The sequence below is a fragment of the [Clostridium] aerotolerans DSM 5434 genome, assembly GCF_000687555.1.
Classification (GTDB): domain Bacteria; phylum Bacillota; class Clostridia; order Lachnospirales; family Lachnospiraceae; genus Lacrimispora; species Lacrimispora aerotolerans.
Window position 1 is genome coordinate 14762 of sequence record NZ_JHWJ01000019.1, and the last position, 21027, is coordinate 35788.

The following is a 21027-nucleotide window of genomic DNA, read 5'->3' on the forward strand; positions in this document are numbered from 1 at the left end:
ACGAGATGCAGATCGATAAAGATATGGTAATCGGCAATTTGCTTCAGATTGATGAATGCATAGCACCAATTTTAATGCGTGCAGGCATGCATTGCCTTGGATGCCCATCCTCTCAGGGAGAGTCATTAGAGGAAGCTTGCATGGTTCATGGATTAGACTGTGACGTTTTAGTTTCCCAGATTAATGAAGTTCTGGCAGACAGATAAATATATATAAGGAGGCAGGTCGTTTTGATCTGTCTCCTTATTTTTTTGTTTTATATTGATATCTTTTTTTCTTCCCGGTAATGTCTGGGGCTGATTCCGTATTCCTGTTTGAAAATTTTTGAAAAGGTAAGGGGATTGTCATATCCGATGCCGGTGGCGATCTCCTGAATGGACATAGAAGTGTCAGTAAGCTGCTTTGCGGCGATATTAAGCTTAAACCTCATCAGATATTCTTTCGGTGAAACGTGAAGCTGTTTTTTAAATATAGATGTCAGATAGGAACGGTTGATTCCAATATAATCTGCAATGTCCTGTACGGTAATATGTTCGTAATGAAGCTTTATATATTGAAGTGCATAATCCACATAGGTGTCGATGGAATAATCGTACTGCTTTTTGCGGCTTGTCTTTAAAGAACTCTGCATCTCGATCAGAGAAGAAAGTATCTCATATAAATATCCCACTCGCCGGATTTCATTATAAAAAGTAAGCTGGTTTAAATCCAGAATCTTCTGAATCATGGGAAGATAGACCTGGCTTGGAATTTGGGAGTGAATGGCTGGTGAATCAGCAGATAGTCCGGCATAGCTTAAGTAAGCCTCTGCCATCTCTCCGTCAAAGGTGATCCACATATATTCCCAGGGATTTTCATAGTTCGCGTGATAACGGATGGGGATTCCCTTGGGAATTAAGAAAATATCGTCGGTCTTTAAATCATACTGCTTTTCCCCAATAATAAGAGCACCTGTGCCTTCCAGCACAAAATGAAGATGATACTCATTAGGAATCTTATGATCGTAGGTATAGCCTGGGGGACACTTCTGGATTCCGCAGTGGACCAGGTATAAGTCATTGGTCTGCCGCTTGATATTTCTTAAACAGCGAAAACCGGCTACGTTATTGTATGTGGTTTGTTTTTCCATCAATGAAATCCACCTCCATATAGAAAAAGACCCGTCCAGACAGCAGCTTTAAAACTGATATCTGATGGGTCTATTATACAGGAAGCCAATATGACATGCAAATATTATTTAACGCAAATGACCCTTAACGGTACATTTTCATGTATTCTCCATGAGCTTCGATCAGCTCATCTACCATTGCCCGTATGTCCCTTATGTTAAGCTCGGCACTGGTATGAGGATCCAGCATGGCTGCCTGATAGATCATGGAGACATCTCTGTTATGAGCGGCCTCTATGGTAAGAAGCTGAGGATTTATATTTGTCATATTCATGGCAGCCAGCTGGGTAGGAAGGCGGCCAACCCGGCATGGAGTGATTCCGCTTCCGTCTACCAGACATGGAACTTCCACACAGGCATCGGAGGGAAGATTCTCAATGAGGCCGTGATTTAATACACTTGCGCCGATCTTATAAGGCTGATTGGTTACAATTGCTTCCATAATATAAGAAGCGTATTCCAGGGACCGGGTGTGAGTGATTTCTCCGTTATTTAATATAGAAGCTTTTTCCTCTTCCCAGCCTTTGATCTGTTTGATGCAGCGGCGGGGGTATTCATCAAGAGGAATCTGGAAATCTTCAATCATCTCCGGATACTTTGATTTAATAAATAATGGGTTATATTCCGCGTTGTGCTCGCTGGATTCGGTGCAGTAATATCCAAGATGTTGTATGTATTCAAAACGAACCATATCTTTATGCTTCTCTGTCTGATTCTTATAAAGTGCTTTTTCACGAATGACCGGATAAAGATCGTTGCCGTCTCTATCATTTAACTTCAACAGCCAGGCCATGTGATTGATTCCGGCAATCAGCTCGGTACGGCCCTCAAGCTTATCCTCCATATCAAGCTCCTTTAATAAGGTCTCTGAGCATACCTGAACGCTGTGGCAGAGTCCGATGGTCTTGATGGAAGTATACTTCTGCATATAGCCAGTGAGAATGGCCATTGGATTGGTGTAGTTTAAGAAATAGGCATTGGGACATACCTCTTCCATATCCTTTGCAAACTCTTCAAGAACCGGTATGGTTCTAAGTCCTCTCATAATTCCCCCGATTCCCAGGGTATCGGCTATGGTCTGCTTTAAGCCGTACTTCTTAGGAATATCAAAGTCAATGATGGTACAGGGATCGTACCCGCCCACCTGGATGGCATTTACTACAAAGGTGGCATCACGAAGCGCTTCTTTTCTGTTTTCCACTCCAAGATATCCTTTGATTTTAGCACGGCCCTGGTTTATGTTTTTGTTGATTGCATTAAGAATCAGTTCGGAATCAGAAAGACGCTCCGAATCGATGTCATAGAGGGCAATTTGTGCATCCCAAAGCACAGGAGTGCACATGCAGTCACCCAGGACATTTCTTGCAAAAATGGTGCTTCCAGCCCCCATAAACGTTATTTTTACCATATGAATTCCTCCTTATTTTTCATTGCAGCCCTGATGATGCTATTGTATAATTGCCATAGATAAAAAGATAGGAAGATTGTTTCCTATAATTGTTATTTTGTTGCATGGAGGTATGCTTAATGAACCAGACAGCCAGAGGAATTACCATCTATTTCTGCGGCCATGAATCCTGTGCACCAGGGCATTTTTTCGGTCCTGCCATACGGACCCATTATCTGCTGCATGTGATTCTTAAGGGGAAGGGAATTTACCGGACAGGAAGTAAAGAGTATTCTTTAAAGGAAGGAGAGGGATTTTTAATTAAGCCTCAGGAGGTGACTTATTATGAAGCAGATCCGCTGGAACCCTGGGAATATGCCTGGGTATCTTTTGCTGGTGGGGATGGGGAGCGCCTTTTAAGGGAGCATAAACAGGAAGAAACCGGATATATTTATGGGTTTGAGGAAGGAAATGAGTGGAAACGCTGCATGTCTAAGCTGGTAGAGTTATTTTTGGAAGGAGGGGATAGACAGGATGCCATGACAGGGTATTTTTATCTCCTGTTTTCCATGCTTCCAAAAAGAAAGGAGGAGGGCGAGTTTGAAGCCAGCTACTTATTAAGTGCAGAGTCCTACATCCATCATAATTTCAGCTATTCCATACGGATCGAGGATGTGGCCCGACATGTGGGCATCGACAGAACCTACCTATATAAGCTTTTCATGAAGCATAAAAAGATTTCTCCCAAGCAGTATTTAACGGCTTATCGAATTATGGAGGCAAAAAGACTGCTGGAGGATACGGAGCTATCCATGACAGAAACCGGATTATCCTGCGGCTTTCATGATGCTTCTGTATTCTGCAGATGCTTTCAACAGGCAGAGGGGCAGTCCCCCCTTCAATATCGGAAAGGAATTCGGTCTGGCAGCCTGGGATATAACAAAATACCATAATTCAATCACAAAAATCCATGTTATTTATGCAAACTATATATTATAATGATTGCATACAAAAGAAAAGTGCACAAAAAGTATTGGCATTATTTAAAGAAAACATGTAAAATAGTCAAACAGGGAGGTAGCGTAATGAGACGTAAATGGGGATTTACAGCGGCATTTGCAGCAATTGCTGCAGCAGCACTTGTGGGATGTGCGAGCCAGCAGACAGGAAAAGAAGCTACGTCAGCCGGCAAAGAGGAGACAAAGCAGGCGGCGGAAACCACCAAGGCAGCAGAGAATACTGGTGGAGGCAAGACACTGACGGTTGCTATCTGGGATAAGAACCAGGAGCCGGGGTTAACAGAGATCATGAAGGACTTTACCCAGGCAACAGGAATTAAGACCCAGATACAGGTTACCCCATGGGAGCAGTACTGGACCATGTTGGAGGCAGGGGCTACCGGTGGTTCTCTTCCTGATGTATTCTGGATGCATTCCAATGAGATTGCCAAGTATGCTCAGTATGACATGCTTCTTGACTTGACAGACCGGATCAAGGACAGCAAGACCCTTGAGATGGATAAATTCCCAAAAGAAATCGTAGATATTTATAATTGGGAAGGGAAAAAGCAGTTTGCAGTTCCTAAGGACATTGATACCATCGCACTTTGGTATAACAAGACCATGTTTGATGAGGCTGGACTTTCCTATCCAGACGCCAGCTGGACCTGGGATACTTTTGCAGATGCAGCGAAAAAGCTGACAAAGTCAGATGGAAGCCAGTACGGCTTTGCCATTAACCCAACCAATGATCAGGCAGGCTGGTGTAATATTGTTTATGATATGGGCGGTTACGTCATCAGTGACGATAAGAAGTCCTCCGGCTTTGGCCAGGAAGGAACCATTAAAGGACTTACCTTCCTTACCGATTTAATGAAGGCAGGATACGCACCGCCATATGAAGTAATTGCTGAGAATAAAGAAGAAGCGTTGTTTGAAGCTGGTAAAGTGGCTATGATCACACAGGGCTCCTGGATGCTTCCAGAGCTTTGCAACAATGATTATGTAAAATCAAACTGTGACATTGCAGTTCTTCCAAAGGATGCCACATCCGGAAGAAGAGCAACGATCTATAATGGTCTTGGCTGGGCAGCATCAGGCAATACCTCCATGCCGGAAGAAGCATGGAAGCTGATTGAATACATGGGCTCCAAAGACGCACAGCAGAAGCAGTCTGACCTTGGAATCGTTATGTCTGCTTATGCAGGAACCACAGACAACTGGGTGAAATCCTATCCTTCCTTTAACTTAAAGGCTTATCTTGACATGATGGATGACCTTGTAATCCGTCCATATTCCAAATCAACCATGGCATGGACCAACATGATCCATGAAAAGCTGATTGATGCCTGGAACGGAAACAAGAGCACAGAGGAAGTATGTAAGGATATTGAAAAGGAAATGAATTCCATGCTGGCAAACGAATAAGTAAGGCAGGGGAGGCGATAAGGATTGCCTCCCCCTTTTAATCAGAGATGGGAGGGGCTACATGAACACAAAAAGAAAAGGATCCAGACGGGAGAGAAGTGAGTTTCTATGGGGGTGGATGTTTCTTCTGCCTACCATGGCGGGTCTGATGATTCTAAACATCATCCCGATTTTCCAAACCATTTATCAAAGCTTTTTTAAGACAGGGGCTTTTGGAAAGGGCAATATTTTTGTAGGCTTTCAAAATTATGAAAAGCTGTTCGGCGATCAAATGGTATGGCAGGCTCTGATCAATACTTGTAAATATGCTTTGGTGGAAGTGCCTTTTTCCATTGCAATTGCCCTCTTACTGGCCGTCTTAATGGATGGAAAGATCCGGGGAAAGTCTGCATGGAGAACCATTTACTTTCTACCAATGGTAGCAGCTCCGGCAGCGGTTGCCATGGTGTGGAGATGGCTTTATAATTCAGAATTCGGTCTCTTTAATCATTTGTTAAACAGCATGGGCTTATCCTCTGTCAACTGGATCTCAAATCCAAGCACTGCCTACATCTCAGTGGCTGTGGTCGGCATCTGGTCCATTCTCGGCTACAATATGGTACTCTTTATTGCTGGTTTAAAAGAAATTCCAAGGGATTATTATGAGGCAGCCCAGATTGACGGTGCAGGAGGCGTAAAACAGTTTTTCTACGTTACCCTTCCTCTCATATCACCGACCATGTTCTTTGTAGCGGTGACAAGAATCATCGGTGCCATGCAGGTGTTTGACAGTATCTATATGATGATGGAAAAAAGCAATCCTGCTCTAGTAAAAACCCAGTCCCTGGTGTATCTCTTCTATAAATATTCCTTCATTGAGGGAAATAAGGGATATGGTTCTTCCATTGTCATGCTTCTTTTAGTGGTCATCTTATTGATTACGGTCATTCAGATGTTCTGCCAGAAGAAGTGGGTCAATTACAGCTCGTAGGAGGAGGGAAAAACATGGATAAGAGCAGAAAAGTAAGGGAAGGCCTTATTTACGTGATCCTCTTTATTGGGTCTGTGGTTATGCTGGTACCCTTTATATGGATGATATTAACCGCCTTTAAATCGGCATCTGAGGCAACTCAGATGAATCCGTTCATCATCTTTCCCAGTACCTGGAGAAAGGATGCCTTTTTGGCGGTCATGAGCAAGATGAATTTTTTACGTCTCTACTGGAATACCCTTGTTCTCATAGTAGGCAGAGTCGTATGTGCGGTGCTGACGGCTACCATGGCTGGATATGCCTTTGGACGCCTTCATTTTAAGGGAAAGAACCTGGCATTTTCTCTGGTTCTCTTTCAGATGATGGTGCCGACTCAGATTTTTATCATTCCTCAGTATCTTATGGTAAGCCGTATTGGCGCCCTTAATACCTGGTTTGGACTTCTCTTTCCAGGACTTGTCACTGCCTTTGGCACCTTCCTTCTCCGTCAGGCCTATATGGGGCTTCCGGCATCCTTAGAGGAAGCTGCCAGATTAGACGGCTGCAACATCGGTCAGACCTTCCTTCATGTGATGGCGCCCCTGACCAAGTCCTCCATGGTGGCTCTCGGTATCTTTACTGCCTTGTTTGCATTTAAAGATCTGATGTGGCCCCTGGTGGTCAATACGGAGCAGAATACCATGCCTTTATCTGCGGCACTGGCAAAGCTCCAGGGCCAGTTTGTAACAAACTATCCGGAATTGATGGCAGCGTCGTTATTAGCCTGTATTCCCATGATTGTAATCTACCTCATATTTCAGAAGCAGTTCATTGATGGAATTGCAACATCCGGAGGAAAATTGTAAAAGGAGTATATACTATGTCAATCATTTACCACGAAGAAGCCAGAGAGTTTCACCTTTGCAACGGATCTTTCAGCTATATCATGCAGGTTATGGGAAATGGCCAGCTGGGAAACTTATACTACGGAAAACGCATTGCAGACAGGGAATCATTTTCCTATCTCTTTGAAACCGGGGAGCGTCCCCATGCAGCCATCAGCTGTTCCGATCCGGTGGATTTATGCCTTGAGTATACAAAGCAGGAATATCCGGCCTATGGAACGGGAGATTACCGGTACGGCGCGTGTGTCATAAAGCAGGAAAATGGTAGCAGGACCATTGGATTTACCTATCAGTCTCACTCCATCGAGAAAGGAAAGCCTTCCATATTACCCCTTCCCTCTACTTATGTGGAGGATGAGGAGGAAGCAGAGACCTTAATTATCAGGCTTCATGATGAGGTCATGGATACGGATCTTATCCTGACCTATACCATTTATAAGGAACTTCCGGTCCTTACAAGAAGCGCCAGATTTGAGCATCACGGGCAGGAGGAAATCGCCCTTACCACTGCCATGAGCGGTGCCGTTGATTTACCTGACAGTAATTACGAGATGATTCAGTTATCCGGTGCGTGGTCCAGGGAGCGGTATGTGAGAAGGCGTCCCCTGGAGCAGGGAATTCAGGCTGTGTACAGTATGAGAGGAATTAGCAGTGCCGAGCACAATCCGTTCCTTGCCCTTGCCAGAAAAGAAACCACAGAGTGGAGCGGGGAAGTATACGGCTTCAGCCTGGTATACAGCGGCAGCTTCCTGGCAAAGGCAGAGGTCTGTTCTCATGAAACCACAAGAGTGCTCATGGGAATTCATCCAGATACCCTTGAATGGCCCTTAAAGACAGGAGAATCATTCCAGACACCGGAGCTTGTTATGGTGTATTCTACGGAGGGGCTTTCCCATATGAGCCAGGTCTACCATAAGCTTTACCGGACACGTCTGGCAAGAGGCTACTGGAGAGACCGGGAGCGTCCTGTTTTATTAAACAACTGGGAAGCTACCTACATGGATTTTAATGAAGAGAAGATTTTATCCATTGCAAAGAAGGCAAAGGAAACCGGGGTAGAGCTGTTTGTCCTTGATGATGGCTGGTTTGGAGAGCGCAATGACGATGACAGAAGCCTGGGGGACTGGTTCGTCAACAAGGATAAGCTTCCAGGCGGAATCAAGGGTCTGTCCGAAAAGATTGAAGAGCTGGGATTACGCTTTGGCCTTTGGATCGAGCCGGAGATGGTCAATAAAAACAGTCGTTTTTATGAAGCCCATCCCGATTGGATCATATCCACGCCGGGACGGTATGAGACTCCAAGCAGACGTCAGCACGTTCTTGACTTTTCAAGGCAAGAAGTCATTGATGCAGTCTATACCATGTTAAAGGATGTCATAGGCAATGCAAAGATTTCCTATATCAAATGGGATATGAACCGATATCTGACCGAGTGCTTTTCCAGAGGCGCTGACCATAAGAGCCAGGGAATGGTCATGCATAAATACATTCTTGGTGTATATGAATTATACTCAAGGCTTATTAAGGACTTCCCTGAAATTCTCTTTGAGTCCTGTGCAAGCGGTGGTGCCAGATTTGATCCAGGAATGCTTTATTTTGCGCCACAGGCATGGTGCAGTGACAATACGGATGCCATAGACCGCTTAAAGATTCAGTACGGAACCACGTTTGTTTATCCCATTTCAAGCATTGGGGCCCATATTTCCGCGGTACCGAACCATCAGATTCACCGTATCACGGATTTAAAGACGAGAGGCCATGCAGCCCTTTTTGGAGCTTTTGGATATGAGCTAGACTTAAACAGCCTGACTCCAGATGAAATTGAGACGGTTAAGGAGCAGATTGCATTCTACAAGCAAAACAGAAAGCTTCTCCATCAGGGAACCTTCTATCGGCTGAAAAGCCCCTTTGAAGGAAATGATACTGCCTGGATGGTGGTTTCGGAAGATAAGGAACGTGCCATTGTTTCCTATTATCAGGTATTAAATCCCGCCAATGCAGGCTGGCTCAGATTAAAGCTTAATGGACTTTCCGAGGAGACAGCATATAAAGTCACTCTATGGGATCAGGAAGAAGTTTTCTATGGAAGCCAGCTGATGTATGCAGGGATTCCTATTGACAGAGTCCGGTTCTCAAAGGAGACGGGAGACTTTGCATCTCTTATGATCATGATTGAAAAAACAGAAAGATAGGGAATTTTACTAGGAGCATGCCGTATTTGTGACGGCATGCTCCTAGTAATTTTGATGGTCTGATACCTTTTATTTGGGATTTATGTGTCTTTCTCCCCATTCGGACATCAATTCAAGAATTGGTGTGAGAGTTTCTCCGTCTTCGGTGAGAGAGTATTCTACTTTCGGGGGAACTTCGTTGTATTGTTCTCTATGAACTAATCCATCTGCCTCCAACTCTTTTAGCTGCTTGCTTAAGGTCCTATGGGCAATTGGCTGCAGTTCGTCCCATAATCGATTATATCGGATTACTTTACATTTATAGAGTTTGTATAAGATGACCCACTTCCATTTACCTTCTATTTTAGAGATCGTATAATAGATAGGACAATTACCAAATTTAAGATTAAAATCCATGCTCATACTCCTATACTTACAAATAGTTTAGTATATAACATAAATGTTCATACTTGTAACTTGTAACACTATCATATAAACTTTAAGTGACTTTGTCAAACGGATAAAAATCAAATGGCAGGTTATCTTGATATTTTCATATGGAATGGATTAAATGAAAGGCAGGAGGTTTATCATGAGAGCGATCATACATGCAGGAGCGAGGGGAATACATGGATTACAATATACACAGCAAGCAAACAGATATCCCGGAAAGGGCGAGGTTAAGGTAAGGTTAAAGACAGCAGGATTGAATCACCGGGATTTGTTTCTTATGAATTCACCAGTGGATTTAGAGGCTTCCTTTATTCCTGGATCTGATGGGGCAGGCATCGTTGAAGCTGTTGGAGAAGGAGTTACGAGTGTCAGGATAGGGGCAGAGGTTATAATTAATCCCTGTTTGGGCTGGGAGAATGTGAATCAGGTCCCGATCGTCCCTGAAATTTTAGGAGGGCCAACAGATGGTACATTAGCTGAATCCGTAATCATTCCTCAGGAAAATGTGGTTGAAAAGCCATCTTATTTATCCTGGGAAGAAGCGGGTGTTTTATCTTTATCCGCGATGACCGCCTATCGCGCTCTATTTACAAAAGGGAATCTACAGCCAGGTGAGCATGTTCTTATTCCCGGGATTGGTGGAGGTGTTGCAACTTATGCTGCACTGATGGCAGCTGCAATTGGTGCAAAGGTGAGTGTGACTTCAAGGAGCGAAGAAAAATTGAAAATGGCCAGGAAAATGCCCATAAATCTGGCCTTTGACAGCAATAGTGACTGGAAAGAAAATATGGGGAGTGGTTCTGTAGACCTTATATTAGACAGCATCGGACCAGCGACCTTCCAAAAATATTTTGATGTAATAAAACCCAATGGAAGAATCGTAATGTTTGGAAGCAGCTCAGGAGATGATATTAAAATCCCCACAAGAGCCATATTTTTTCCTCAAATTACAATTACCGGAGCTTCCATGGCAAGCGGTCAGGAATATAAAGATATGGTGGATTTCATGGAAAAGCACTCCATTCACCCCATGGTAGATTCCACCTATTTCCTAAAAGATACTGCTTCGGCATATGAACGAATGGAGAAAGGCGAACAGCTGGGTAATATTTCCATCTTAATGCATGAAGAATAAAGTCAAATATTTTGAAAATGGCTAATTTATTATGAGAAAGCACATAGCGTAATGGCTAGGCTGCTTTCTCGTAATGCGTTTAAAATAATTACTTAAGACTTAAAAAAAACTAATTTTTAAAATGCAGTTGCACATGGAAATAACTTATGATATGCTTTTTTTATCTACTAATAAATCCCTGAGAAAGGATTCATGGACCACAAAAAAGAAATAATTCTTGATTAAACAAGCTGTGGAAACAGTTTTTTTTATTGCAGAATTTTATGATTTATGACATGAATCAGAAAGAACTAAGGTTCTTTGTCGCAGAGCGCAAAGGAAAGGAATCACACATTATATGGAACAAAAAGTAATGACACACGAAGCCAATCCCCTTGGCTACCAGCCGGTTGGAAAGCTACTCGCCCAGTTTGCCATGCCGGCGATTATCTCCATGCTGGTAAACTCAATCTATAACATCGTTGACCAGATATTTATTGGACAAGGAATCGGATATCTGGGAAATGCCGCAACAACCATTGCATTTCCAGTTGTGACCATTGTACTGGCCATGTCCACCCTTCTTGGTGCAGGAGGAAGTGCTTATGCAGCCATTAAGCTGGGGGAGAAAAAAGAGGAAGAAGCAGAAAAAACTCTGGGAACCGTGACCGTTTTAACGATTCTTTCAAGCATTGTTTTAATGATTGCATGTTTTCTGTTTTTAGATCCCATGTTAAGGCTCTTTGGAGCAACGGATAACACTATGGTATATGCAAGACAGTATACGGCTGTTATGTTAATCGGTACTCCCTTTAATATGATCGGTGTGGTGCTGAGCAACATGGCAAGAACCGATGGAAGTCCTACTCTGTCCATGTACGCCATTTTAGTGGGTGCGGTTATTAATACAATCCTGAATCCAATCTATATCTTTGTCTTTCACTGGGGTGTAAGCGGCTCCGCCTTTGCTACCATTACCTCTCAGTTTATTTCAGCGGTATTCTTAACCTCTTACTTTGTAACAAGAGGTAAACATATGAGATTCCGCAAATGCTATATGAAGATTGATCCTCAGATTTTTCGATCAGCCTTATCTCTTGGAATGTCAAGCGGTATCACACAGATTGCTTCTACGATTTTACAGATCGTTTTAAATAATTCTCTGGTCTTTTACGGAAATCATTCCGAGGTTGGAGGAGATGTAGCCTTAAGTGCTATGGGTATTGTAAGCAAGATCAGTATGACCCTGGTTTCCATCTGTATTGGAATTGGTATTGGTTCTCAGCCGATTTTAGGATTTAATAAGGGAGCCGGGCAGCCAAAGAGAGTAAAGAGAACGTTCCTCTTAGCAGCAGCGGCTTCAACCTCAATATCCTTTGTGGGCTGGCTTTCCTGTCAGATATTCCCAGGTCCCATTTTGAGTATCTTTGGCACACAGGATGCGGAGTTTTCTTATTTTGCAATCCGATGCTTAAAGGTATTTATGTTAGGAATTTTTACTGCCGGATTCCAGGTGGTAGTGACCAGCTACTTCCAGTCTACCGGACAGCCCCTAAAGGCTTCCATATTGTCCATGCTTCGTCAGCTTTTGCTCCTGATTCCTCTGGTGCTCATTCTGCCGCTGCATTTTGGGCTTGACGGAATTTTGTATGCGGGTCCATTGGCAGATATTTTATCTGCGGTCATTGTCAGCCAGTTTGTCATTCGGGAGATGAAGAAGCTGGACAAAGTCTGCAAGGAGGCTTAATTCTGCCAGCAGGGAAAGGGGAGATTAATCATGAGTTTAAAAGCAGAGAAAGTAAAGCTTTTTGCAAAATGGGGAAAAGCAAATCGGAAAATGGCACTTGAGTTAGAGCATCCAACTCGTGGAAGCTTTGAACTGGACCCTTTAAAGTTCACAAAAAGGGTTCGGGTCAAGACCTTTGATGTCAACGGCTTTTATGGAGTCACCATCAATGGAAGCTACCCTAAGAATGCCCATATTCTCATGCTTCCGGGAGGAGCTTATACCTTAGAACCCACAGAACGAACCAGGGAAATCGGGGAATACCTTGCCGTAAATGAAGGCTTTAAGGTATCCATTTTCCAGTATCCCCTTTCCCCGGAATATACGGCACTGAACGCTCATGAGTGTCTGATGGAAGCGTATTCCAGCTTAAGAAAGGAATATCCAGAGGACGATTTTTTCCTTTTTGGAGATTTTTCCGGAGGTGGACTTGCCTTATCCTTTTTGCAGGAGTTAAGAGATAAGGGAGAGCTTCCTATGCCGGTCAAGACGGCAGTGGTATCTCCGTGGCTTGATATCGCGCTGGAAAACCCAAAGATTAAGCTATTTCAGAAAACAGATGATATCTTGCCTTTAGAAGCGTTAAGAGAGGTCGGCAGGAAATACTGCGGGCCGCTGGAAAAAGACCATCCTATGGTTTCTCCCTTATACGGAGACTGGAATGGTCTGGGTCCTATCCTGATATTCTCAGGAACAGAGGAGATATTGACACCGGATTGTGAGCTTTTGGCAGAAAAGGCCGGCAAATTAGAAGGAACAGAAATCATCTATAAAAAAGGGGCAGGCATGTTCCACGACTGGATTAAAGTCCCCAGTAAGGAGACAGACCGGACGTTTAAACTGATTTGTTCTTTTTTAAAGGATGAGGAATGGGAATAAAAAGGGAAGATACGTTTTAAATCATGAAACACCCCCTTGTGGGACAGGCTGGAACCTGTGCCACAAGGGGGTGTTTTTGTCATTATTATAACGACGCCTTAGCGCCAGACTCTGGCAAGCCAGACTTTTATTTTTGTGGTGTCAACAAGATAAGAACATCATCCTGAAAACTGTGCATGGAGACTTTTGTGCTGCTTTCTTTTTCCTCAATCCCAACCCTGGCAATGCGCCGATCGGATAAGTTAATGGCTTTCGCCTGGTATCCATGAAGTCCTTTCTTAATTAGAAGCTCCGTAGGATATGGCATATAGATCAGATATTGCCCCTGGGCTGTCATGGCCATGCGGATATCAGAGGATTTCTCCTCCAGAAGGTCTGACGCCGGAATCAGCTCATCAACAATGGTTCTCTCCATAAAATCAGCCAGATATCCATAATCCCAGGCACCTGGAAAGAGTAAGGCTTCCTGCATGGAAAAGGATTTGTCAAAGCCTTCTCCCATAACAGGATTGGGCTGTTTGCCACTCTTTTTCCAGTTCCACACCCCATGGGCTCCGTAGGTGATTCCGGCACAGGCTCCGGATAAAAGGCTGCTAAAGGCTGCCCTTCGGATATCAAAGGGCTGGAATCTGCCGTACATATTTCGGCTGTAGCCCATCTGCTCGTAACAGGGCTCTGCATTGATGATAGGTTTTTTCGGATAATCCCGGTAGAACTTTTCTGCCAGAATATATGCCATCTGCTGTCCGTCTGCATTGTGTCCGGACTGGTACATATAAAAGCTGATCCGATCTAAAAAGGATTCCGGTATATAATCATATCCACGTTTGATATGCATTGCTTTTAAGGAATCCGGTGACATCTGGCAAACTACAGAAAGGGCTGCTTCGTAATAGTCCACAGACTCCGGGGTATCAAAATCGGTGTCACCGCTTACCATGTAGATTGGTTCAAATTCCTCAAATGCTTCCACGACGTTTCTGGTATAAGGCTCTACAAGCTCTCTTGGCATGATGTAATCGCTCTTCATCCTGCTTCCCCAGGTGCCGGGAACAAAATTCAGCCATAGGACCACAAGGGCCAGCTGAAAGCCTTTTTCCCTTGCCATTTTACACATGGTCCTTGCTCGTTCAAAATAGGCGTCATTCCATTTGGTATAATCAAATATAATACCGTCTGGAGTTTCAAATGGGTACACGCCTACATCGGACATGCAGCGGTCCCATTGTGGCAGAACATTGATCTGCAGTACGGTAAAGCCCTGTGCCCAGCGTTTCTCCAAATAAAACTCCCACTCATCCATTGTGGCAGAAGTAAAGGCACTCCAAACGGTGTCTGCAAGATAAAAGAATCTTTGCCCGTCCAGTGAAAAAGTCCTGCCATTCTCATTTATCTTTAGCCTGCTCATTGGCGCCTCCATTTCTTTATTTTCTGCTGATACAGCTTAATATGGTATCCCCTGCTGCTGCCTTATTTTCGGAAGACGGCAATACTTCTTCATAATCTCTGGAATTGGTAACGAGGATCATGGTAGTTACATTATAGCCCTCTGCTTTTAATGCCTCAATATCCACGTTTATGAGTGAGTCTCCCTCTTTTACCTCATCCCCGTCTTTGACCAGGAGCTCAAAATACTTTCCACCCAACTTTACGGTATCAAGTCCTACGTGAACAAAGATTTCTGCACCAAGAGCGGTTCTGATTCCCACTGCGTGAGGATAAGCTGTTATGACCGTGCCGGAGCAGGGAGCTTTCATTCCATTTGATTCGGGAACTATGGCAATCCCCTGGCCTAAGGTCCCGGAGGAAAATACTTCATCTGGAACTTCTGATAATGGAATAAGTGCGCCGTTTACGGGAGCCTTAATCATCTCGTCCTTCACTTCCGGTACAACCGGAGACTCTGGTCTCTTTTCATTGTCTATCAGCATGCTGTCATCAAATCCAAATAAATAGGTACAGATCGCGGAGCCAAAGTATGCGATGGCACAGGCAATGCAAAAACCGGTAAATCCAACCCCTATATAACCGGTCAGGGTAAGAAGGCTGGTTCCAAGTAAAGCAGGTGCGCCAGCTCCAACGGCTGCTGTGATAGCTCCTGCAATACCGGAGAAAAATGCTGCGATGAAAAATGGTTTTTTATATTTTAGCGTTACACCATAAATGGCTGGTTCTGTAATACCTGCAAGAACAGCGGAGATAGCGGCCGGTCCGGCAATGTCTTTTACTTTTTTGTCCTTTGTCTTTAAAAATACCCCAAGAGTGGCGCCTGCCTGTGCAAAGTTATTTGGGCCTGTAATGGTAAACAGGGTATCTCTTCCGTATTGAGTAATGTTATTGATAACAATCGGTACAAATCCCCAATGGAGACCGAACATAACAGCTGCCGGCCAGATGAGACCCAGAATAAAGCCTGCAATGATGGGATTTACACCCACAATGGTCATATATCCGCCTGCCAAAAGCTTTCCTGCATAATCAGCAATGGGTCCGATCACAAGATAGGTCGCTGGCACCATAACAGCCAGAGAAATAAGAGGGGTGAAAACATTTTTAATTACGCCTGGAAGTATCTTTTTTAATCCCTTTTCCAGCTTAGAGAGAGCATAAACGGCAAGTATAATGGGAATGACGGAAGAGGTATAGCTTACTAAAACCACTGGAATTCCAATAAAGGACAGTGCCTCTTTCGCTTTAAAAGCTGCCGTTAGATCCGGGTAGACCAAAGCTGCCGCAACTCCCACAGAAACAAATAAATCAGCGCCAAATTTTTTGGCTGAAGTATAGGCTAAGAACAGCGGCAGGAATGTAAAGACTCCGTCCGCGGCTGCAAATAATATCCGGTATGTTCCCATATCACTCGTAAGCCATCCCATGGTCGTGCATAGAATAAGGATACCTTTTAATAAACCGGCTCCTGCCATGGCTCCAAGGGTGGGGGCGAAGATTCCGGAAACTGTGCTCATAAACAGATTTATCAGGTTTTTATCTTTGTCAGCTGACTCATTTCCAGCCCCTCCATCGTCTGATTTTACATCGGTGACGCGGATTATGGTATTGTAAACATCAGCCACTGCATTGCCGATTACCACCTGAATCTGTCCTCCGGCTTCTACCACGGTAATGACATGTTCGGTCTGTTTCAGTTTTTCCTTATTCACCTTAGAACTGTCGACCACCCGGAAACGGAGACGGGTGGCACAATGGACCAGTGAGCTGACATTTTCTGCACCGCCTACATTGGCTACGATTTGTTTTGCCAGTTCGTCATAATTTTTATTGGCCATAAATTTTCCCTCCTGTAATATGGACACCCCATATGGTACCTTGTATGACTTGTTGTAATTTTATACTAGCATCACCAAAATGGAGGTTCAATCCCCACCGGATTTTTCTCTATCTGTGTTAAAATATCACATGAAAATAACATTAAAATTGATTTTTTTGTGCACATCACCCATGGATTTAAATTTTCTTTAAATCCATGGGTGATGGCTAATGGTAAATATATTTCTTTTTATCAAATACACTGTCTCCTTCTATCAGCCGGGTTCTGTAATAGACCCTGACGATTTCATCTTCCTTATCTGTCAGGCGGCGGATCAGATGCTTCATGCCGGCCAGGTGCCTGTTTGTATGGGTTCCTTTGATAAGAGTCAGATTAAGGCCGGGAATGCTCTGTATGGGAAGAGCGTCAAAACCAATCAGAGAGATTTCTCTGGGTATTTTCATATTCCGCTCCAGGAGAGCCTTTGTGGCACCCAGGGTAATGACAGAGCTTTCCAGTACAAAGGCAGTCGTTTTTAAAATCCCCCGGTCAAGGTACTGATTCATGGCATCATAAACGTCATCAACTGTATCTCCCAGGCGGAGAATCCGGTTGGTGCCATCCCCGCACTGGCGTACTTCCATTTCTTCTATAAAAGCCTTTCTTCGCTCTGAAAAATTAAATATATCAATGGACTGTGCCAGGTAAACAATGTGGCTGTGCCCTTTGTCCACCAGATAATCCACTCCCCGCCGGATGCCTTCTCTGTTATCCACCAGGTAGCTGTCAGCCTCCAACTCATAGAACAGATTGTCTCCGATTACAATGGGGATGTTTAATCTTAAAAAGGGATAAACATCACTCCCCGTCATTTCCGCAGCCATGAAATAGATTCCTTTGATGTTCTTTTCTCTGATTTTCGTTAACAGTTCTTCCAGCTTGCCGGTTTTTTCATAAAATACTTCGTATGAAAAACGGTATCCGCTAAGTGCGCAGAGAGATTCCATGTCTTCAAACAAGCGGGAAACGGGCTGGTTTGCAATTTGTTTCAGTATGAGTCCGTGCTTAATGTAAGTTAAAAACAATATGGTCCCCTTGTTATCGGCTTCCATAAGCCTGTTTTTTCTTTGCTCTGCCCGTTCCATTTCTTCTATATAATTAAAAACCCGTTTTCTGGTCTCTTCATTAACTCCAGGCTTATGATTTAAAACTAGGGATACGGTTGCAGGCGACAGCTTAAGTGCTGACGCAATATCCTTGGATTTGATTCTCATGATGTTTATCACCTCACTTTATTATTTACCAGATATTCTTTAGAAATTTATAAAATTGCAGAAAGAGCCTCATTCCATTGGTTCACACGTCTGATTCTTGTCTGGGAATCCATCGTTGGGGTATAGATATCATACTCTATTTGCCCAAATATTTCTTCTTCTTTTGAAATTCCGGCTGCCATGCCTGTCAGATAGGCAACACCAATGGCAGAAAGCTCCTCCTGTTTGGAGGCCCGAAGTGTTTGTTTTGCAATATCACTTTGAAACTGCATCAATCGGCTGTTTTTTGCAGGTCCTCCGTCTACGCACAATTCTTTTAAGCTGCAGGCACTATCCCGTTCCATGGCATTTAGAACATCCATGACCTGAAAGGCGATGCTGTCTAAGGCGGCTTTCGCAATTTCCGCTCTTCCCGTGGTACGGCTCATTCCCCATAGAACTGCCTTCGCATCCTCCTTCCAGTAAGGCGCGGAAAGACCGGTAAAGGCTGGAACAAGAACGGTGCCATCCTCAGGATTAGAAATGGCGGCCAGCTCCTCCGCCTCTTTGGCGGAGGAAATCAGCTTTAAGTCATTTTGAAGCCAGGATATGACTGCCCCGGCATAATGGATATTTCCCTCTAATACATACGCTACCTTTCCGTCAATTTTCCAGGCAAGAGAAGTGGCAAGTCCTGCATGGCTGGCGGCAAAGGTACTTCCTATGTTCATCATAATGGAAGAGCCAGTTCCATATGTGGCCTTTGCCATGCCCTTACAATGGCATCTCTGGCCGTAGAGTGCACTATGGGAATCGCCCATGACTCCATGAATGGGTATTTTTTTATTCAAGAATCCCCTAAAATCCGTATAACCAAAGCAGGCGTTGCTGTCCATCACCTCAGGCAGAGATGTCATCGGAATGCCAAAAAGATGGCACAGCTCCTGGTCCCAGCAAAGTGAATGGAGGTTAAAGAGCTGAGTGCGGGAAGCGTTGGAGTAATCGGTATAAAAACTCATTCCATCTGTCAGCTTATAGATGAGCCAGCTATCCATGGTTCCAAGGCAAAAGGGCTCCTTAGGCTGGATGTGAGTAAGGAGCCAGGCCATTTTTGAAGCCGGATAATAAGGGGATAGGGAAAGCCCGGTCTTTTCCCGGACCATCTCCTTTTCTTCCTGAAAGCGTTCTGTGATTTCTTTTGCCCTGGCGCACTGCCACACCACAGCATGTGCCAGAGGATTGCCCGATTTATCCCATAAAGCAGTGGTTTCTCTCTGATTACTGATACCAACAGCCGCAATGCTTGCAGCATCAATTCCTGTTTTATCTACTACTTCCCGGACGGATTGGAGAGTGTTTTCATAGATTTCAGTCAGGTCGTGGGATACCCAGCCACGTTCCGTTATGATCTGCTTATGCCTGCGATCGGCTCTGCCCACAAAACGTCCCTTTTCATCAAACAGGACAGCCTTTGTTGCCTGGGTACTCTGGTCAATTGCAATTATATATTTCATTGCTATCCCTCGCTTCTTGCCTTTTTCACAGCAGCTACCATACCTAGGTCATCCAGGCCGTAATAATGGAATATCTCATGATTGGAACCGGAAATCAGATGACCGTCTGGAAGAGCTAAGTTCACCACCATTTTTTTTGTTTCCCTAGAAATGATTTGAGCTACCATACTTCCCAGTCCCCCAAATGGTGAGTGCTCCTCTGCGGTGATAATGACATCTGCCTGACTGGCCGCCCTTCTCACGGCTTCTTCGTCTATGGGTTTTAAGCAGTACATATCTATGAGCCCTACATGATATCCCTGTTTTTCCAGTTCTTTCTGTGCCTTTACACCATAAGGAACCAGCTCGCCGCAGGTAATGATAACGGCATCTTTTCCTTCTGCCAGAACATGGGCGTGGTTTAATGTAAAATCCATTTCCTCCCCGTAGATGTCTTCGGTAGCAGAGCGGCTGACTCTTACGTATGCAGGTTTTTCATCCTTTAACAGTTCCCTGATTAAACAGGCTGTCTGAAACCGGTCGCTTGGAACATAGACCCTCATATCAGGAAGACAGGCCATGGCCCCAATATCCTGAAGGGAGTGGTGTGTCATTCCAAGAGCCCCGTAACTGACGCCGCCGCTGATGCCAATCAGAGTCACATTGGTACCGGAATAGGCAACGTCCACTTTTACCTGTTCATAGCTTCTGGTGGAAAGAAAGCTGGCAGGAGAGGCCGCAAAGACTTTTTTTCCGCAGGAAGCCAGACCAGCGGATACGGAAACAAGATTCTGCTCTGCAATACCAAGCTCAATAAACTGCCCTGGAAATGCCTGGGCAAATGGGGCAAGAGAGGCAGAGCCTCTGGAGTCCGAGCATGCCACAACAATAGTTCGGTCATTTTCCGCAGCTTCCATAAGGGTTTCACAAATTGCCTGGCGGTTTGTTATGTGGTTCATGAAAGCACCTCCTCTAATTCTCTGACAGCCGTCTGATACTGTTCTTCGTTCATCACTCCGTGATGCCAGCCCTTTTGATTCTCCATAAAGGAAACTCCTTTTCCTTTTACCGTGTGGGCGATTACAGCCGTGGGCCGCCCCTTACACAAAGCCGCTTGTTGGTAGGCGGAGAGAAGACTGCCACAGTCGTTGCCTTCTTTCACATCGATGACATTCCAGCCAAAGGCCCGGAACTTTTCTCCAAGGTCACTGGTGCACATGACTTCATTGGTAGTTCCACTGATCTGAAGTCCATTTAAGTCCACCGTGGCACATAGATTATCAAGCTTATAGTGGGCGGCGGACATCATGGCCTCATAGTTGGAGCCTTCTGCCATTTCACCGTCTCCAAGAACCACATAGGTGCGGTAGGTCTTTTCATCCATTTTTGAGGCAAGAGCCATTCCCACACCTAAGGAAAGTCCGTGCCCCAAAGACCCTGAGTTAATCTCGATTCCTGGTACACTGGTATTTGGATGACCGATGTAAGGGGAATTAAAGGCGCAAAAAGAGTGAATGGCCTCTTCCTTATCAAAAAATCCCAGGTCGCCAAGAACCATGTAAAGGGCATCCACACAATGTCCCTTGCTTAGAAGGAACCGGTCTCTGTTCTCATCCTTCATGTTCTTTGGACTTATATTCATGACCTCATAATAAAGTACGGTCAAAATATCCACAACGCTTAAATCTCCGCCTACATGGCCTGCTTTGGAATTGTATATTTCCTCAATAATATCCCGGCGCAGTTCATAGGCCTTTTTTTTCAATCGTTCCATA

The 21027-nt window shown here is 44.4% G+C and carries 18 protein-coding genes; 9 read left to right on the top strand and 9 right to left on the bottom strand.

Annotated features, from left to right (window positions below):
• Positions 1-5: 5 nt before the first annotated feature.
• A complete protein-coding gene (locus T546_RS0120130; RefSeq protein WP_026893175.1) occupies positions 6-206 on the top strand; it encodes a DUF1858 domain-containing protein in 201 nt (66 codons plus the stop codon).
• Between the two features lie 50 nt (positions 207-256).
• Here T546_RS0120130 and T546_RS0120135 read toward each other — a convergent pair whose 3' ends face one another.
• Together T546_RS0120135 and melA are read right to left on the bottom strand one after the other, a co-directional pair.
• Positions 257-1129 (bottom strand): AraC family transcriptional regulator, encoded by an 873-nt coding sequence (locus T546_RS0120135; protein ID WP_024838162.1) that lies wholly within the window; start codon positions 1127-1129, stop codon positions 257-259.
• Positions 1130-1253: 124 nt separating this feature from the next.
• Positions 1254-2576 carry an alpha-glucosidase/alpha-galactosidase gene (gene melA, locus T546_RS0120140; RefSeq protein ID WP_026893176.1) on the bottom strand — a complete coding sequence of 441 codons (1323 nt, stop codon included), beginning with the start codon at positions 2574-2576 and terminating at the stop codon, positions 1254-1256.
• Positions 2577-2695: 119 nt separating this feature from the next.
• Here melA and T546_RS24090 point away from each other — a divergent pair, with 119 nt between their 5' ends.
• The 5 genes from T546_RS24090 (at position 2696) to T546_RS0120165 (ending at position 9027) form a co-directional block, all read left to right on the top strand.
• Positions 2696-3508 (top strand): AraC family transcriptional regulator, encoded by an 813-nt coding sequence (locus tag T546_RS24090; RefSeq protein ID WP_034600092.1) that lies wholly within the window; start codon positions 2696-2698, stop codon positions 3506-3508.
• Positions 3509-3640: 132 nt separating this feature from the next.
• Positions 3641-4981: an ABC transporter substrate-binding protein gene (locus tag T546_RS0120150; RefSeq protein ID WP_026893177.1), complete on the top strand. Its 1341-nt coding sequence runs from the start codon at positions 3641-3643 to the stop codon at positions 4979-4981.
• A gap of 61 nt (positions 4982-5042) precedes the next feature.
• Positions 5043-5951: a carbohydrate ABC transporter permease gene (locus tag T546_RS0120155; RefSeq protein ID WP_026893178.1), complete on the top strand. Its 909-nt coding sequence runs from the start codon at positions 5043-5045 to the stop codon at positions 5949-5951.
• Positions 5952-5965: 14 nt separating this feature from the next.
• Positions 5966-6796, top strand: a complete 831-nt coding sequence (locus tag T546_RS0120160; RefSeq protein WP_026893179.1) for a carbohydrate ABC transporter permease — start codon at positions 5966-5968, stop codon at positions 6794-6796.
• A 14-nt stretch (positions 6797-6810) separates the two neighbouring features.
• The gene (locus T546_RS0120165) at positions 6811-9027 is read left to right on the top strand and encodes an alpha-galactosidase (RefSeq protein WP_026893180.1); all 2217 of its coding nucleotides are present in this window, start codon (positions 6811-6813) and stop codon (positions 9025-9027) included.
• Positions 9028-9096: 69 nt separating this feature from the next.
• Here T546_RS0120165 and T546_RS0120170 read toward each other — a convergent pair whose 3' ends face one another.
• Positions 9097-9423: a winged helix-turn-helix transcriptional regulator gene (locus T546_RS0120170; protein WP_026893181.1), complete on the bottom strand. Its 327-nt coding sequence runs from the start codon at positions 9421-9423 to the stop codon at positions 9097-9099.
• Between the two features lie 175 nt (positions 9424-9598).
• On the opposite strand from T546_RS0120170, the gene T546_RS0120175 reads away from it, so the two are divergent.
• The 3 genes from T546_RS0120175 to T546_RS0120185 all read left to right on the top strand — a co-directional run bounded on the left by T546_RS0120175 (position 9599) and on the right by T546_RS0120185 (position 13238).
• Positions 9599-10594 carry a zinc-binding dehydrogenase gene (locus tag T546_RS0120175; protein ID WP_026893182.1) on the top strand — a complete coding sequence of 332 codons (996 nt, stop codon included), beginning with the start codon at positions 9599-9601 and terminating at the stop codon, positions 10592-10594.
• Positions 10595-10931: 337 nt separating this feature from the next.
• A complete protein-coding gene (locus T546_RS0120180) occupies positions 10932-12320 on the top strand; it encodes an MATE family efflux transporter (protein WP_026893183.1) in 1389 nt (462 codons plus the stop codon).
• Positions 12321-12350: 30 nt separating this feature from the next.
• Positions 12351-13238 carry an alpha/beta hydrolase fold domain-containing protein gene (locus tag T546_RS0120185; RefSeq protein WP_026893184.1) on the top strand — a complete coding sequence of 296 codons (888 nt, stop codon included), beginning with the start codon at positions 12351-12353 and terminating at the stop codon, positions 13236-13238.
• A gap of 127 nt (positions 13239-13365) precedes the next feature.
• On the opposite strand, the gene T546_RS0120190 is transcribed toward T546_RS0120185, so the two are convergent.
• The 6 genes from T546_RS0120190 to T546_RS0120215 all read right to left on the bottom strand — a co-directional run bounded on the left by T546_RS0120190 (position 13366) and on the right by T546_RS0120215 (position 21026).
• Positions 13366-14646, bottom strand: a complete 1281-nt coding sequence (locus T546_RS0120190) for an apiosidase-like domain-containing protein (protein ID WP_026893185.1) — start codon at positions 14644-14646, stop codon at positions 13366-13368.
• 16 nt (positions 14647-14662) lie between these two features.
• Entirely contained in the window at positions 14663-16525 is a 1863-nt protein-coding gene (locus tag T546_RS0120195) for a beta-glucoside-specific PTS transporter subunit IIABC (protein ID WP_026893186.1), read from the bottom strand.
• Positions 16526-16733: 208 nt separating this feature from the next.
• A complete protein-coding gene (locus tag T546_RS0120200; RefSeq protein ID WP_026893187.1) occupies positions 16734-17780 on the bottom strand; it encodes a LacI family DNA-binding transcriptional regulator in 1047 nt (348 codons plus the stop codon).
• A 47-nt stretch (positions 17781-17827) separates the two neighbouring features.
• Positions 17828-19279 (bottom strand): FGGY-family carbohydrate kinase, encoded by a 1452-nt coding sequence (locus T546_RS0120205; RefSeq protein WP_156951380.1) that lies wholly within the window; start codon positions 19277-19279, stop codon positions 17828-17830.
• Positions 19276-20211 (bottom strand): transketolase family protein, encoded by a 936-nt coding sequence (locus T546_RS0120210; protein ID WP_026893189.1) that lies wholly within the window; start codon positions 20209-20211, stop codon positions 19276-19278. Before T546_RS0120210 ends, T546_RS0120205 begins: the two co-directional genes overlap by 4 nt.
• Complete coding sequence (locus tag T546_RS0120215) at positions 20208-21026, bottom strand: transketolase (RefSeq protein WP_026893190.1); 819 nt, start codon at positions 21024-21026, stop codon at positions 20208-20210. The genes T546_RS0120210 and T546_RS0120215 overlap by 4 nt, the downstream gene beginning before the upstream one ends.
• Position 21027: the final 1 nt, after the last annotated feature.